Origin of the sequence: Paenibacillus sp. 32O-W, assembly GCF_007679495.1 — a bacterium.
Lineage (GTDB): Bacteria > Bacillota > Bacilli > Paenibacillales > NBRC-103111 > Paenibacillus_L > Paenibacillus_L residui.
This window is the reverse complement of the sequence record NZ_VEGP01000205.1, coordinates 1-306: the sequence shown is the minus strand read 5'-3', so window position 1 is coordinate 306 and position 306 is coordinate 1. Positions and strand designations below refer to the sequence as shown.

At 47.4% G+C, this 306-nt stretch carries 1 pseudogene; it reads right to left on the bottom strand.

Annotated features, from left to right (window positions below):
- Positions 1-91 precede the first annotated feature (91 nt).
- A pseudogene (locus tag FS806_RS26005) lies at positions 92-306 on the bottom strand (IS256 family transposase); the annotation flags it as partial.

The window sequence follows — 306 nt, the reverse complement described above, 5'->3', positions numbered from 1 at the left end:
GGTTATCCATCGGGACGATGGATAAGAAATATTTTTTATGTTTAAGCTCGGTGGAGGACGTAGCCCAAGCGAAGGCGCGGGAAGCGGTTTTTTATTCTACTTCCGGGCCATCATCCGGATAACGTTCCTCAAACAGATCTTGCAGCCTTTGTTTCACTAATGGATCACCGAAACCACGAATGACGCGATGTCCCCACCTTTCGTTATATTCAAGCGCGTCCAAGTAGATAATCTTTTCTGCGGCTTCGATGTTCGTCAGACTGTTCATAGGCCGCAGGCGCTTTCGGAATTCCTTTATCATCCGTT